The organism is Mycobacterium sp. GA-2829 (assembly GCF_001499965.1).
GTDB lineage: Bacteria > Actinomycetota > Actinomycetes > Mycobacteriales > Mycobacteriaceae > Mycobacterium.
In genome coordinates this window covers 1-13,651 of record NZ_LQIT01000048.1, presented here as the reverse complement: position 1 = coordinate 13,651, position 13,651 = coordinate 1, and the positions used below count along the sequence as shown (strand labels likewise).

Genomic DNA, 13,651 nt, shown 5'->3' with positions numbered 1-13,651 from the left:
TGTGCCGGTGCCACGATCGTGGCAGGGGAGGGTGCAGCAATGACGGACCAGGCCGCAGACGCAGATCTCGTAGCGGGTGTGCCGCGTCGGCGCATCGTCATCGCCTCGATGGTCGGCACCACCATCGAGTTCTACGACTTCTACATCTATGCCACCGCCGCGGTGTCGGTGTTCCCGCACCTGTTCTTTCCGAAGAGCGATTCCACGACGGCGCTGCTGGCGTCGCTGGCCACGTTCGGTCTCGCGTTCGTGGCCCGGCCGCTGGGTTCGGTGCTGTTCGGCCACTTCGGCGATCGCGCCGGCCGCAAGACCACGCTGGTCGCCTCATTGCTGGTGATGGGCATCGCGACGTTCGCGATCGGCCTGCTGCCGACCTACTCGCAGGTCGGGCTCATCGCGCCCGCCCTGCTCGCACTCATGCGCTTCTCCCAAGGCCTGGCGCTCGGCGGCGAGTGGAGCGGTGCGGCGCTACTGGCCACCGAGACCGCCAAACCCGGCAAACGCGGGTGGGCGGCGATGTGGCCGCAGCTCGGCGCCCCGCTCGGCTTCCTCCTCGCCAACAGCATCTTCCTGGGCTTGATCCTGTGGCTCGGCCACAGCAACGTCACCCCCGACCTGGACGGTGCGTTCCTGACCTGGGGCTGGCGCGTGCCGTTCCTGCTGAGCGCGGTGATGGTCGCGCTCGGCCTCTACGTGCGGCTGCGCATCATGGAGACCCCGGTGTTCACCCGCGCGGTGGAACGCGGCGAGAAGGTCAAGGCCCCGCTGGCCGAGGTGTTCCGCACGAGCTGGCGCCAGCTGATCATCGGCACGTTCGTGATGCTCGCGACGTACACGCTGTTCTACATCGTCACGACGTGGGTGCTCAGCTTCGGTACCGGCAAGAAGCCGCCGGAGGGCAGCGGCCGCGGCTTCCCGTACGTCGACTTCCTCCAGATGCAGCTCATCGCCGTGCTGTTCTTCGCCGCCGTGTTGCCGATCTCGGGCCTGTGCGCCGACCGGTTCGGGCGGCGCCGCACATTGCTGACCGTCACCGCGGGCATCATGGTCTACGGCCTGTTGTTCACCCCGTTGCTGGGCTCGCCCGACACCTCGACGGCGACCATGCTGCTCTTCCTCATCATCGGGATGACGCTGATGGGCTTCACCTTCGGACCGATGAGCGCCGTGCTGCCGGAACTGTTCCCGACCAACGTGCGCTACACCGGATCGGGCATCGCCTACAACGTCTCCAGCATCCTCGGCGCGGCGGTCGCACCGTTCATCGCCACCTGGCTGGCGACGACCTACGGCGTCGGCTGGGTGGGGGTGTACCTGCTGATCGCTGGTTCGCTCACCCTCATCGCGCTGCTGGTCATGCGTGAGACGAAGGACGCCCCGCTGGACTCCGTGGACACCGCGCAGCGAGTGCCCTAAGTCTCGGGCGGGCCGGCCCGCAGCAGGCTGGCCAATATGAGCAGCAGGGCGGTCTGCGCCAGGATTCCGGGCGCCAGCGTCGGCGCGGGCCCGACCGCCTTGGTGGCCGCCAACCACCACTGCTCGGTCGCGGCGAGCGAATCCCACGTGTCGGCGTACCGCTGATCGAGGGGTCCGGCGTTGTGGTTGGCCGCCGCGTGGTCGAGCACGCCGTAGATCGACGCGCCCATGACCAGCACCGCCAGCCCGCGCGCGGCGACGTGCGCGGGTCTGCCGCGCAGACAGGCCAACACGAGCGCGACGAGGAGCACGGCCAGCGCGATCCAGGGGATGAGTTGTTCGACGTCGTTCCAGTGGCGCTCGGAGGCCAGTTCGAATGCGGTCGCGCAGATGCCGGCCAGGGTCAGGATCAGCAGCGCTCGACGGACGACTGTCGACGGGGTGACGGACGGCCGGGTCCGCGTCAGCGTCACGGCGTCAGCGCCGCGACGATCTTGTTCACGGTGTCCTCACCCGGGTTGTATTTCGCGAGGTTGTCCCGCAGCTTCTGCAGATTCGGATCGTCCGGCGGATAGGGCCGGTACTCGACGACCTCGTGCGCCCAGCGCTCGGCGTTCTTGACCCCGGCTCTGTCCAGCGCCGCGGTGATGTCGTCCACCGGTGCAGTGTTGGCAGACACCTTCTCACCCGCCTGGGCGGCTTGCGCAGAAGTGGTTGCTGGACTTTGCGATTCGCTGTCCTTCGACGAGGTTGACCCGCCGCACGCGGCCGTGGCTACTGCCATGACGGCGATCATCACGATCAAGGAAAGCCTTGCCTTACCAGGCATTTCGTCCCCTTCCGGTCAGAAGGTCAGTGTAGGGCCGGGGTTCGTGCATCGGACCTCTTCGGGAAAGTCGTGACCGGGTAGGGGTTCGCTAGCGTGGCAGCGAGTGCGGCGAGACTACGGAAGTTGACGGGAATCTCGCGAAATCCGTCAACTTCCGTAGTCTCGCCGCGCGGTTAACGCCGGCGTAACGCAATCCGCTCCAGACGCGACGTATCAGATGCGTCGGTTCATCGGAGAACCGCCTGCGGACGCGGCGTGCCAAGCAGCGGCACCGCCCGCGCACCTATCCACGGAACACACGCCACACGGCGAGCCTCAAGAGGATGGCGATACACGAGATGAGATTCCTACAGAGTTTCCGGCGCAAGCTGCTTGCCGGTACGGCGGCGGCGCTGCTGCTGCCCGGCCTGATCGCCGTCGCCGGCACGTCGGCGACCGCGAACGCGTACTCCCGACCGGGCCTGCCGGTCGAGACGCTGATGGTGCCGTCGCCCGCCATGGGCCGCGACATCCCGGTGAAGTTCCAGGGCGGCGGCCCCAAGGCCGTCTACCTGCTCGACGGGCTGCGGGCGCGTGACGACAACAGCGGCTGGGACATCGAGACAGCGGCGTTCGAGAACTACTTCGAATCCGGCCTGTCGGTCGTGATGCCCGTCGGCGGCATGTCCAGCTTCTACACCAACTGGCAGGGCCCGGCCGTCGGCAACGGCCAGACCTACACCTACCAGTGGGAGACCTTCCTGACCTCGGAGTTGCCGGCCTACCTGGCCGCCAACAAGGGCATCTCGCCCAGCGGCAACGCCGTCGTCGGGCTGTCCATGTCCGGGAGTTCGGCGCTGATCCTGGCCGCCAACTACCCCGGCCAGTTCAGCTACGCGGCCTCGCTGTCGGGCTACCTCAACCTGTCCGACGGTCTCTGGCCGACGCTGGTCGGCTTCGCCATGCGCGACGCCGGCGGCTTCAACGCCAACGCCATGTGGGGCCCCGGCGGCGGTCCGGCCTGGAAGCGCAACGATCCGACGGTCAACGTCGGCAAGCTGGTCGCCAACGGCACCCGCATCTGGGTGTACTGCGGCACCGGCCGTCCGGGTGAGCTCGGTGGCGGCGGCGACATCGCCGGCCAGCTGCTCGAGGGCATCACCCTGGACAGCAACCGGAACTTCCAGCGCCAGTACACCGCGGCCGGCGGCAGCAACGGGACCTTCAACTTCCCACCCAACGGCACGCACGGATGGGGTTACTGGGGTGCGCAGCTCAACGCGATGAAGGGCGACATCCAGCGCACGCTGGGCGCCTGAGCCGAAACGACAGCGGCCGGCTTGGGGGATTCCCGCAAGCCGGCCGCCGTCGTATCAGGATCAGTTCCGCAGGGCCGTGGCGTCGATGACGAACCGGTACCGCACGTCGCTGGCGAGGACGCGCTCGTAGGCCTCGTTGATGTAATCCGGCTGGATCACCTCGATCTCCGGGACCACGCCGTGCTCGGCGCAGAAGTCCAGCATCTCCTGCGTCTCGGCGATACCGCCGATCAGCGAACCGGCGATGCTGCGGCGGCCGCCGATCAGACCGTGAGCGGGCACGGTCATCGGATTCTCGGGCAGGCCGAGCTCGACCAGCGTGCCGTCGACCCGCAGCAGGCTCAGGTACGCGCCCATGTCGATGTTCGCCGACACCGTGTTGAGGATCAGGTCGAACGCTCCGCGCAGCTCGGTGAAGGTCTGCTCGTCGGAGGTCGCGTAGTAGGCGTCGGCGCCCAACCGCAGCCCGTCCTCCATCTTCTTGAGCGACTGGCTCAGCACGGTCACCTCCGCGCCCATCGCCTTGGCGAGTTTCACGGCGAGGTGGCCCAGTCCGCCGAGGCCGATCACCGCGACCTTGCTGCCCGGGCCGGCGTTCCAGTGCCGCAGCGGCGAGTAGGTGGTGATGCCCGCGCACAGCAGCGGCGCGGCGGCGTCGAGCGCGACGGCGTCGGGGATGCGCAGCACGTAGTTCTCGTCGACGACGATCGCGCCGCTGTACCCGCCCTGGGTGCGTTCCCCGTCGCGGCCGACGGCGGCGTAGGTGCCGACCATCCCGGTGCCGGTGCAGTACTGCTCGAGTCCGGCGCGGCAGTTCTCGCACTCGCGACAGGAATCGACGAAACAGCCCACGCCGACCCGGTCGCCGACCTGGTAGCGCGTGACGTCGGACCCGACGGCGGTGACGATGCCGGCGATCTCGTGACCCGGCACGATCGGATACTGCGAGCGGCCCCATTCACCCTTGACGGTGTGGATGTCGGAGTGGCAGATCCCGCTGAAGTGGATGTCGAACGCCACGTCGTGGGGACCGACCTCACGACGCGTGATCGTGGTTTCCTTCAACGGTTCGGTCGCCGAGAATGCGGCGTAAGCAGAAACAGAAGTACCCATAGTCCTCTTCGTTCGGTAATCGATTGACAGGCCGCGACACGCGGCAACCCACTGGCGCAACGGCCCGCGGCCGTCCCACGATTCCCGAACGGGGTGTGAGACCTGTCCTACAGGCCGGGCGCGCGGAATCCCGCGTTGAACGACGTCCGCGCGTACGACACCACGCCGGCCTTGGTGTAGGGGTCGGCTGCCGCGAGCGCGTCGGCCTCCTCGGCGCTGAGGTCACCGGTGACCAGTATGGCCCCGGTCTGACTCTCGACCCGACCGGCGAGCAGGATGCGGCCGGCCTCGACCTCGGCGCCCAGCCACTCGAGATGGGCGGGACGGCTCTGGTCGATGACGTCGAGCGGTTGCAGATAGGTCAGCGTCAGCACGTGGAACACCGGCGAAGGGTAGCCGATCCGCCGGACGGCCTGTCACATGACAGACACATCGGCACCGCGTTCTTAACGATCGGTTACCTCGCGGCAACCACCGGCGCCCTGCCGCCGCGAAAACTGTCAGGTGACAGAAATGCCGCCGTCGACGTCGGCCCCGCGAGCTTCGGGAGCACCCTTGACCAGCGACCTCCGCACGTCCGACGGCGTCACGGCACCGTCGTCGACCGCCACCACCGCCGGTGCCCGGGCGCACGCCCGCGCTCAGCACGGCCGCACCGCCGATCACATGCGCCACGTCCCGGCCGCATCCGGCCCCGCGCCGGACGGGATCCCGGCAGAACGGCTGACCTGGTCCGAAAGCGTGGCGCCCGGTGGCTACACCACCGCGGTCCTGGCCCGCGGCACCCGGATCCGGCTGACCGACGTCGACGGCGACGCCTGTGCGCACCTGCTGCTGCACCGCGCCGACGCGACCCATGAGCGGCTCAACGTCGCCGACACGGTCAAGGTGCCGTGGCAGGCCTATCTCGGGGTCGGTCACCCGCTGCTCAGTGGCTTCGGCCGGGTGCTGGCGACCGTCGTCGCCGACAGTTCCGGACACCACGACGCCCTGGCGGGGACGACGACGCGGGCAGGCAACGAGGCGAAGTACGGCGCCGCGGCTCCGGAGTCCCCGTCGCCCGCGGGCCGCGAGCTGCTGCTGCTCGCGGCACTGAAAAACGGCCTGTCGCAACGTGATCTGGTGCCGTCGGTGTCGTTCTTCAAAGGTGTGCGCGCCGACGACGAGGGTGCGCTGCGGTGGCAGGGGTCGGCGGGTGCGGGCACCGCGGTGGAGCTGCTGCTGCACGTCGACACCATCGTCTCGGTCGCCAACACCGCCCACCCACTCGATCCGCGACCGCAGTTCACCTGCTCGACCCTGCTCGTCCACGCCTGGCCCGCCGCCGCCGAACTCGACGCGCTCAGCGCGGGGGACCTCGTCGGTTCGCTCGGACCCGAACACCGCCAGGCCATCGCCAACACCGACGCCGATCTCACCGCCCGAGGAGTGCTGTGACCACCATCGAGGCCCTCGTCCCCGGACGGACCGTGCTCGACGAACCGGTCGCGGCCAGGGCGCCGTGGTCGGCGGTCGTGGCCGCCGGTGACGTGCTGACCATCGTCGACCTCGCGGGCAACCAGGCCGTCGACTGCCTGCTTTACTCGGCGGCCGACACCGCGGTCCGCTACTCCGCACCGGAAACCATTGCGCGCCAAGGTCGTATCGCGCTGACCACCGGATCGGTTTTGCGCGCCGACACGGGCGCGGCGCTGATGACCGTCGTCGCCGACGAGGTGGGCGTGCACGACACCCTCGGCGGCGCATGCTCGAAGGAGTCGAACACGCTGCGCTACGGTCAGCACACCCGCGCCCAGCACGGCTGCATGGAGAACTTCCTCATCGAGGGGGCGCGCTGGGGGCTCGGCGCCCGCGACCTGTCGAGCAACATCAACTGGTTCATGAACGTGCCCGTCGACCCCGACGGGGCCCTGGGCATCGTCGACGGACTGTCCGGCCCCGGTAAGCGGGTCGCGCTGCGCGCAGACGTCGACACCCTGGTTCTGGTGTCGAACTGCCCGCAGATCAACAACCCGTGCAACGCCTTCGACCCCACCCCGGTCCGGATGATCGTGACGCGCCCGTGACGACGGCGCTGATCGCCAACCGCGGCGAGATCGCGGTGCGCCTCATCCGGTCCGCCCGCGACCTCGGGTTGCGTACGGTGGCCGTGTTCTCCGACGCCGACCGCGGCGCACCGCACGTCAGTCTCGCCGACGACGCGGTGCGGCTCGGCCCGCCCGCCCCGCAGGAGAGCTACCTGCGCATCGAGGCCATCCTCGACGCCGCGCGGCGCAGCGGCGCCGACATGATCCACCCCGGTTACGGATTCCTCTCCGAGGACACCGATTTCGCGACCGCGGTGGAGGCGGCAGGACTCGTCTTCGTCGGGCCGACACCCGAGCAGCTGCGGGTGTTCGGCACCAAACACACCGCGCGGGCAGCCGCCCGCGCCGCCGGTGTCCCGGTGTTCCCCGGCTCGGAGCTGCTGGCCGACGCCGCCGCCGCCCTCGACGCCGCGGACGAGATCGGCTACCCGGTCATGCTCAAGGCCACCGGCGGGGGCGGCGGAATCGGCATGCAGGTGTGCCGCAACCCGATCGAACTGCGCGCGGCGTTCGACCGGGTGGCGCGGCTGGCCGAACGCAGCTTCGGCAGGGCGGGCGTGTTCGTCGAGCGGTTCGTCGACAGCGCCCGGCATGTGGAGGTCCAGATCTTCGGCGACGGCCGCGGCGGCGTGGTGTCACTCGGCGACCGCGACTGTTCGCTGCAGCGGCGCAACCAGAAGGTGATCGAGGAGGCGCCCGCCCCGGCGCTGCCCGATGCGGTGCGGACACTGCTGCACGAATCTTCGCGCGCGCTGGCCGCATCGGTGAGCTACCGGTCGGCGGGCACCGTCGAGTTCGTGTACGACCCGGTTCGTGAGCAGGCGTCGTTCCTCGAGGTCAACGCCCGCCTTCAGGTCGAGCATCCGGTCACCGAAGCGGTCACCGGAATCGACCTGGCGGCGTGGATGTTTCGGCTCGGCTGCGGCGAAACCGACGTGCTGGTTCCGTATCTGGACAGCGGGGCGGTCCCGATGCGGGGTTGCGCGGTGGAGGCCCGCGTGTACGCCGAGGATCCGTCGCGTGGCCACCGGCCGAGCACCGGAACCCTGACCGCCGTGACGTTCCCCGCCGACGTGCGGGTCGACACGTGGGTGAGCGACGGGACCGAGGTGTCGTCGTTCTACGATCCGCTGCTGGCCAAGGTGACCGCCACCGCACCCGACAGGGATCAGGCGTTCGACCGACTCGACACCGCCCTCGCCGGCACCGCGCTGCACGGTATCGAGACCAACGTCGGCACCCTGCGCGCCGCGCTCACTCACGCCGACGTCCGCGCCGCCCGGCACAGCACCGCGACATTGGCCGACGTCGAGGACCCCCGGCCGCGTATCACCGTCGAACGCCCGGGTCTGCTCACCACCGTGCAGGATCTGCCCGGCCGGATCGGCCTGTGGCACGTCGGGGTGCCGCCGAGCGGCCCCATGGACGACCTGTCCTTCCGGCTCGGCAACCGGGTGCTCGGAAACCCTGACGGCGCACCGGGTCTGGAGTGCACCGCCGCGGGACCCGCCCTGCGTGTCACTCACCCGACCACCGTGTGTGTCACCGGTGCGGACTGCCAGGTCACCGTCGACGGGCGGCCCGTGCCGATGTGGGAGCCGGTCGAGATCCCCGCGGGCGGACTGCTCGACATCGGCGCCGCGGAGACTGTGGGCCTGCGCACCTATGTCCTCGTCGCAGGCGGGTTCGACGTGCCCGCCTACCTGGGCAGCGCGTCGACGTTCACGCTGGGTCGGTTCGGCGGGCACGGCGGCCGTGCGCTGGTGAGCGGCGACGTGCTGCGAGCTGCCGACGGACCGGTCGGCGACCCCATCCCGATCACCGAACGCCCGGAACTGGTGTCGGCGTGGGAACTCGCCGTCACCGAGGGCCCACACGCCGCACCGGAGTTCTTCACCCGCGACGACATCGCCACCCTGTTGTCCGCCGAGTACCGGGTGCACTTCAACTCCGCGCGCACCGGTGTCCGCCTGGAGGGTCCCAAACCCCGCTGGGCGCGCGAGGACGGCGGCGAGGCCGGCCTGCACCCGTCGAACATCCACGACACGCCGTATTCTGTTGGCGCACTGGACTTCACCGGCGACACCCCGATCCTGCTCGGACCCGACGGCCCCAGCCTCGGTGGCTTCGTCTGCCCGGTGACCGTCGTGGCCGCCGACCGCTGGAAGCTGGGGCAGCTGCGTCCCGGGGACACCGTGCGGTTCGTGCCGGTGCGCGCGGTCGGCGCGCCGACACTGCTGGCCACCGGCGAGGACGGCGGTGTGCTCGCACGCCGGGACGGAGCGCCCGCGGTCACCTACCGCCGCAGCGGCGACGACAACGTGCTGATCGAGTACGGCGACATGGTGCTCGACCTCGCGCTGCGCGCCCGGGTGCACGCGCTGCACACCCGGCTGTCCGAGGCTCGCGTCGACGGGATCGTCGACCTCACACCGGGAATCCGCTCGCTGCAGGTGCACGTCGACCCGCAGCGGCTGCCGATCGGCCGGCTGCTGGGCCTGCTCACCGAGATCGAGGACGACCTGCCCGCCACCTCGGACCTCGTGGTGCCGAGCCGCTCGGTGCGGTTACCGCTGAGCTGGGACGATCCCGCGACCCGGGAGGCGATCGCCCGCTACACCTCCGGCGTCCGCGACGACGCACCATGGTGCCCGTCGAACATCGAGTTCATCCGGCGCGTCAACGGTCTGTCCTCCCACGAGGAGGTCGCCGACATCGTGTTCGCTGCCGAATACCTCACCCTCGGGCTCGGCGACGTGTATCTCGGTGCGCCAGTGGCCACACCGCTCGATCCGCGGCATCGCCTGGTCACCACGAAGTACAACCCGGCCCGGACCTGGACCGCCGAGAACTCCGTCGGTATCGGCGGGGCCTACCTGTGCATCTACGGGATGGAGGGACCGGGCGGCTACCAGTTCGTCGGCCGCACCACCCAGGTGTGGAGCACCTATCGCCACACCACGCCGTTCGAACCCGGAAGTCCATGGCTGCTGCGGTTCTTCGACCGCATCTCGTGGTATCCGGTGTCGGCGGAGGAACTGCTCGATCTGCGCGCCGACATGGCCGCGGGCCGTGGGAGCGTCGAGGTCACCGAGGGCACCTTCGTCCTCGCCGACCACGAACGATTCCTCGCGCACAACGCCGATTCGATCGCCGAGTTCCGTGACCGCCAGAGCGCCGCGTTCGCCGCCGAACGCGCCGCATGGGCGGCCGCGGGGGAGTTCGACCGCGCTGAGCGGGCACAGTCGCGGGCCACCGCGCAGAGCGCCGACCTCGTCCTCGACGACGACGCCCGGCGCGTCGACGCCCCGTTCTCGTCGAATGTGTGGAAAGTCGATGTCGCGGTGGGTGATCGGGTCGAAGCGGGTCAGAGCCTGTTGGCGTTGGAGGCGATGAAGATGGAGACCGTCGTGACCGCGCCGGCCGACGGCGTGGTCACCCACGTCCTCGTCGAGGCGGGCAACCAGGTGGAGCCCGGCACCCCGCTGGTGGTGCTCGACGCACAGCGCGACGTCTCGGGGATCCCCGCGTGAGCGCCGTGGACCGGGTGCGCGCCGCCTACGCCGCGATCGAAGCGCTCGACCGGCCGGAGATGTGGATCTTCCTGCGTCCGTTGGCCGATGCCCTGACCGACGCTGAGGCCGTCGACGCCGCGGTCGCCGCGGGTGCCGACCTGCCGCTGGCCGGGTTGACCGCCGCGGTGAAGAACAACGTCGACGTGGCGGGCCTACCCACCACTGCAGGCTGCCCGGCATACGCGACGGCACCCGCCGCCGCCGACGCACCGGTGGTCGCGCGGCTGCGCGCGGCCGGTGCCGTGGTGCTCGGGGCGACCAACCTCGACCAGTTCGCCACCGGACTCGTCGGCACGCGCAGCCCGCACGGCGCGGTGCGCGACGCCCGCAGACCCGACCGCATCTCGGGCGGTTCGAGTTCGGGGTCGGCGGTCGCGGTCGCGCTCGGCATCGCCGACGTGGCGATCGGCACCGACACCGCGGGTTCGGGGCGGGTACCCGCCGCGCTGCAGGGGATCGTCGGGATCAAACCGACCTACGGTGTGGTGCCGACCGACGGTGTGGTGCCCGCGTGCCGGTCGTATGACTGCGTCACGATGTTCGCCCGCGACCTCGACACCGCCGACGCCGCGATGGGTGTGATCGCGGGCCCCGACGCAACCACGGCGGCGCGGCCGTTCCCCCCCGACGCGCCGCTGGCCGCACCGGCCGAACCGCTGGTGGCAGTGCCCCGCGAGCTGCCGGCACTGTCGCCGGCCTGGCAGCGGGCGTTCGGCGCCGCCCGGGTGAGGCTCGAGCAGCAGGGGGTACGGGTGCGGGAGATCGACCTGAACCCGTTCCTCGAGGCGGCACGGCTGCTCTACGACGGCGGGCTGGTGGCCGAACGACACGAAGCCGTCGGCGAATTCGTCGACGCGCACCGCGACGCCGTCGACCCGACGGTCGGTTCGATCATCGCCGCCGCCGGCACGGTCCCGGCCACGCGGCTGCTGCGCGACCGGGTCCGGCTGGCCGAGCTCACCGCCGCGGCGATGACCGAACTCGGCGAGTGCGACGCGCTGCTGATCCCCACCACCACCGAACATCCGACCATCGCGGAGGTCGCGGCCGACCCGATCGGCGTGAACTCCCGGCTGGGCACCTACACCAACTTCTGCAATCTCATGGACATGTGCGCGGTCGCGGTGCCGTCCGGCACCGTGGACGGCGCGCAGTTCGGGGTCTCGGTGGTCGCGCGCACGGGTGCCGATGCGGTGGCTCTCGACCTGGCCCGCCGGGTGGCGAGTCCGGATTCCGTTGCCGCACAGACCCCGTGGCCGGTACGGGCGGGTGTGCCGGCGGTGCCGCTGCTGGTGGTGGGCGCCCACCTGCGCGGCCAGCCGTTGGCCTGGCAGCTCGAGAGCCGGGGCGCCCGCTGGCTCGGACCTGCGGTCACCGCACCGCTGTACGGCCTCGTGCGTCTGGACACCGCGCCGCCGAAGCCGGGCCTGATGCGGGTGGGCGGCGACACCGGGACCGCGATCCGCGGCGAACTGTGGTTGGTGACGACGGCGATGCTCGGCAACTTCCTCGCCGCGCTGCCGTCACCGATGATGCTGGGGCGGGTCACCCTCGCCGACGGCACCGAGGTGGTCGGCTTCGGCTGCGCGCTCGACGCCTGGAAGGCCGGCGCGGACATCTCGGCGTACGGGAACTGGCTGGACTACCTGGCCGACGGTCAGCTCAGCGAGCGCGTGTAGCCCGCCACCGCCGCGCTGCTGCGCGCCCGCAGCGCGGCGCCGTCGGCGACGCCCAGTACCCGCAGGCACGCATCGGCGACGTGGACGGGCAACGCGTCGCGCTCCGGCCCCGCAGGCACCGACCACATGTTGACCAGCGATTCCACCAGCCGGAACGGCAGATCCGCCGCCGCATCGTGCACACCGGTCTGCTCGAGCACCGCGCGGCTGAGGGCGAGATAGTGCAGCCGCAGCCGTTCGCGGTCGGACCAGAACGGTTCCAGACGGGCGTCCCGCAGCTCTGGGAGCAGGTAGAGCGCGCCGAGGTTCCACCGGCCGCTGAGCAGCTGACCCCCGTCGAACGCGGCCAGCGCGTGCAGGTGCTCGGCGGCCGTCAGCGCCGGCTGCGCCCCGAGCAACGCCGGGATGAAATCCAGTGTGGGGCTGACCGTTTGATCCAGCAGCGCACACAGGATGTCGTCTTTGGTCTTGAAGTAGTGGTACAGCGACGCCTGCCGGATGCCGACCAGCTCGGCGATGTGGCGTGTCGAGGTGCTCGCGTACCCCAGGGTGGTGAACAGTTCGCCTGCCGCGTCGAGGATTTCGTCGCGGGCGGTCATGCCGGGGCGGCGTGCGGTGGTGAGGCGGGGGCGACCGGCCCGGGTGAGCGGCATGGCTCCATCGTGGACCACGGCGTACCGAATGGGTACACCCGCCCTTTTCTGTCACACGACAGAAACGCGCGATACGCATCGGTTACGTATGCCGTCGATTGGTTACGTACGCGACACCCACCACGTCTACGCCCGGTGAAAACTGTCAACTGACAGGCGGGCGGTTCACCGGTGTGCCGCTCCATCGCCACGTCGAATCCGGCCGCTCGGCCACTTCGACCCCAGTCGCAGGGAGCCTTTGAATGGGCGTATCTGTGCGCACCGCCGACCCCGACGCACCCGCAGCGGTGCCGCCGATCCCGGACCCGGTCGCCACCGTTGGCGACCTGCGCGTGACGTTCGGTCGCAACGGCCGTGCCATCCACGCCCTTCGTGGTGTGTCCCTGGCTGTCGCGCCGGGGGAGATCCTCGGCCTCGTCGGTGAATCCGGTTCCGGCAAGAGCGTTCTCGGCTTCAGCCTGCTCGGCCTGCTGCCGGACAACGCCACCACCACCGGCACGGTGCGCGTCGCCGGATACGACATGGTTCGCGGTGATGCCAAGGCGTTGCGCAAGGTCCGCCGCCTCGACCTCGGCGCGGTCTTCCAGGACCCGATGACCTCGCTCAACCCGACCATGCGGATCGGCAGGCAGGTCGCCGAGGCCGCGGGCAGCGACGAGGAAGCGTTGCGGCTGCTCACCGCGGTCGGCATCCCCGAACCCGCGCAGAGGATGCGGGCCTACCCGCACGAACTCTCCGGCGGGCTGCGTCAGCGCGTGATGATCGCGATCGCCATCGCGGGCGACCCCGACCTCATCGTCGCCGACGAACCCACCACCGCACTCGACGTCACCGTGCAGGCGCAGGTGCTCCGCCTGCTGCGGCGCCTGCGCGACGAGATCGGCTGCAGCATCGTGCTGATCACTCACGACCTCGGCGTCGCCGCCCAGATCTCCGACCGGATCGCGGTGCTCTACGCCGGCCGCATCGCCGAGATCGGGCCCAGCGCCCACGTCCTCGCC

12 protein-coding genes are annotated in these 13,651 nt (G+C 70.4%); 7 read left to right on the top strand and 5 right to left on the bottom strand.

Annotation, left to right across the window (positions count from 1 at the left end):
* The first annotated feature begins 39 nt into the window (after positions 1-39).
* The gene (locus tag AU194_RS24565; protein ID WP_059091880.1) at positions 40-1,416 is read left to right on the top strand and encodes an MFS transporter; all 1,377 of its coding nucleotides are present in this window, start codon (positions 40-42) and stop codon (positions 1,414-1,416) included.
* Here AU194_RS24565 and AU194_RS24560 read toward each other — a convergent pair.
* Together AU194_RS24560 and AU194_RS24555 are read right to left on the bottom strand one after the other, a co-directional pair.
* Positions 1,413-1,889: a hypothetical protein gene (locus tag AU194_RS24560; RefSeq protein WP_231743569.1), complete on the bottom strand. Its 477-nt coding sequence runs from the start codon at positions 1,887-1,889 to the stop codon at positions 1,413-1,415. The genes AU194_RS24565 and AU194_RS24560 overlap by 4 nt on opposite strands.
* Positions 1,886-2,245: a hypothetical protein gene (locus tag AU194_RS24555; RefSeq protein ID WP_059091879.1), complete on the bottom strand. Its 360-nt coding sequence runs from the start codon at positions 2,243-2,245 to the stop codon at positions 1,886-1,888. The genes AU194_RS24560 and AU194_RS24555 overlap by 4 nt, the downstream gene beginning before the upstream one ends.
* A 338-nt stretch (positions 2,246-2,583) precedes the next feature.
* Here AU194_RS24555 and AU194_RS24550 point away from each other — a divergent pair, with 338 nt between their 5' ends.
* On the top strand, positions 2,584-3,543 hold the full coding sequence (locus AU194_RS24550; RefSeq protein WP_059091901.1) for an alpha/beta hydrolase family protein: 960 nt from the start codon (positions 2,584-2,586) through the stop codon (positions 3,541-3,543).
* Between the two features lie 60 nt (positions 3,544-3,603).
* Here the strand turns inward: AU194_RS24550 and AU194_RS24545 are convergent, their stop codons facing one another.
* Positions 3,604-4,656: an NAD(P)-dependent alcohol dehydrogenase gene (locus tag AU194_RS24545; RefSeq protein WP_059091878.1), complete on the bottom strand. Its 1,053-nt coding sequence runs from the start codon at positions 4,654-4,656 to the stop codon at positions 3,604-3,606.
* Between the two features lie 107 nt (positions 4,657-4,763).
* Positions 4,764-5,039: a YciI family protein gene (locus AU194_RS24540; RefSeq protein ID WP_059091877.1), complete on the bottom strand. Its 276-nt coding sequence runs from the start codon at positions 5,037-5,039 to the stop codon at positions 4,764-4,766.
* Positions 5,040-5,169: 130 nt separating this feature from the next.
* Between AU194_RS24540 and AU194_RS24535 the strand changes: the two genes are divergently transcribed.
* The 4 genes from AU194_RS24535 to atzF are packed head-to-tail and all read left to right on the top strand — an operon-like array spanning position 5,170 to position 11,997.
* Positions 5,170-6,093, top strand: coding sequence for an urea amidolyase associated protein UAAP1 (locus AU194_RS24535; RefSeq protein WP_059091876.1), 924 nt, complete (start codon positions 5,170-5,172; stop codon positions 6,091-6,093).
* On the top strand, positions 6,090-6,722 hold the full coding sequence (locus AU194_RS24530) for an urea amidolyase associated protein UAAP2 (protein WP_059091875.1): 633 nt from the start codon (positions 6,090-6,092) through the stop codon (positions 6,720-6,722). The genes AU194_RS24535 and AU194_RS24530 overlap by 4 nt, the downstream gene beginning before the upstream one ends.
* Positions 6,719-10,276 (top strand): urea carboxylase, encoded by a 3,558-nt coding sequence (gene uca / locus AU194_RS24525; protein WP_059091874.1) that lies wholly within the window; start codon positions 6,719-6,721, stop codon positions 10,274-10,276. Before AU194_RS24530 ends, uca begins: the two co-directional genes overlap by 4 nt.
* Positions 10,273-11,997, top strand: a complete 1,725-nt coding sequence (atzF, locus tag AU194_RS24520) for an allophanate hydrolase (RefSeq protein WP_059091873.1) — start codon at positions 10,273-10,275, stop codon at positions 11,995-11,997. Before uca ends, atzF begins: the two co-directional genes overlap by 4 nt.
* On the opposite strand, the gene AU194_RS24515 is transcribed toward atzF, so the two are convergent.
* Positions 11,976-12,650 (bottom strand): TetR/AcrR family transcriptional regulator, encoded by a 675-nt coding sequence (locus tag AU194_RS24515; protein ID WP_059091872.1) that lies wholly within the window; start codon positions 12,648-12,650, stop codon positions 11,976-11,978. The two genes, atzF and AU194_RS24515, sit on opposite strands and share 22 nt — an antisense overlap.
* Positions 12,651-12,892: 242 nt before the next feature.
* Between AU194_RS24515 and AU194_RS24510 the strand changes: the two genes are divergently transcribed.
* Positions 12,893-13,651 (top strand): ABC transporter ATP-binding protein (locus AU194_RS24510; RefSeq protein WP_157576513.1); only part of this gene is annotated, 759 nt, incomplete at its 3' end.

What these genes read in the sequence shown, in the direction of transcription:
- AU194_RS24565 (WP_059091880.1), top strand. Translation starts at nt 40, where the DNA reads ATGACGGACCAGGCCGCAGACGCAGATCTCGTAGCGGGTGTGCCGCGT.
- AU194_RS24555 (WP_059091879.1), bottom strand. Translation starts at nt 2,245, where the DNA reads ATGCCTGGTAAGGCAAGGCTTTCCTTGATCGTGATGATCGCCGTCATG.
- AU194_RS24550 (WP_059091901.1), top strand. Translation starts at nt 2,584, where the DNA reads ATGAGATTCCTACAGAGTTTCCGGCGCAAGCTGCTTGCCGGTACGGCG.
- AU194_RS24545 (WP_059091878.1), bottom strand. Translation starts at nt 4,656, where the DNA reads ATGGGTACTTCTGTTTCTGCTTACGCCGCATTCTCGGCGACCGAACCG.
- AU194_RS24535 (WP_059091876.1), top strand. Translation starts at nt 5,170, where the DNA reads ATGCCGCCGTCGACGTCGGCCCCGCGAGCTTCGGGAGCACCCTTGACC.
- AU194_RS24515 (WP_059091872.1), bottom strand. Translation starts at nt 12,650, where the DNA reads ATGCCGCTCACCCGGGCCGGTCGCCCCCGCCTCACCACCGCACGCCGC.